Annotated in this window: 1 pseudogene; it reads right to left on the minus strand. The window is 55.0% G+C overall.

The annotated features are described in order from the left end of the window. Positions 1-108: 108 nt before the first annotated feature. Positions 109-758, minus strand: a pseudogene (locus HMPREF3179_RS08470) (hypothetical protein); the annotation flags it as partial.

Raw genomic sequence — 758 nt, forward strand, 5'->3', positions numbered from 1 at the left:
CCTTTATAGAAAATTCTACCTTAAATCACTACGGTTCTGAGGGGAGATTACCGGTGGCTTTTTCTTCGGCGTTAAGATCAGTGGCTTCTTTACCGTAGAGGTAGTCTGCTAGGATCGGCGCGGCAGCTTCCGCGCTGACGGCTGCACCTGCGGCACTGAGAGCATTGTTACCCCCGTCGCTGCCACCGCTGCGGCGAGTAGGCCATGCGCGATTAAATGCTCGGTACTACCTTCCCTGTCGCTTGATTTAAAGTACTGCCCTATCTCTTTAGCAACACTCGGGCTAAGGGTGGCGGTCGCCATCCCTAGCGCGCTGTCGGTCGGTGCGCTTAAGCCAGCAGCAATCGTGCTAAGCAGTAAGGCCCCGTTATCCAGTTGTTGGCGTTTCGCGTCATACTCCGCTTGGCTGATACGGCCGGCTTCATAGTCGGTTTTTAGGCGATCAGCCGCTTGATTTAATTCCGCCTTGGCGCTTTGCACGTTTTGACTAAAGGCTTGTGACACCTCACGTTGGGTATCGAGTTCCTTTTGTAGGGCGGCCGCATCAAAGCGATTTGCTAAGGCACCGCTTAAAGCCTCGGCATTCTCGGTGGTCGTGGCGGTCAAGACACGCTCCGCCATCGCCTCGGCACTAAGCCCCGTGAGAAGGGTCTGTTTGGCCTCGTCCGTAATGAGGATGTTTTTCGTGTTAATGCCGCTGTAGGTCGTACTACCTTGGCTCTCGCTCTCCTGCCCAAAGCCTATACTGCCACTGGCTT

The organism is Oligella sp. HMSC09E12 (genome assembly GCF_001808505.1).
GTDB lineage: Bacteria > Pseudomonadota > Gammaproteobacteria > Burkholderiales > Burkholderiaceae_B > Oligella > Oligella urethralis.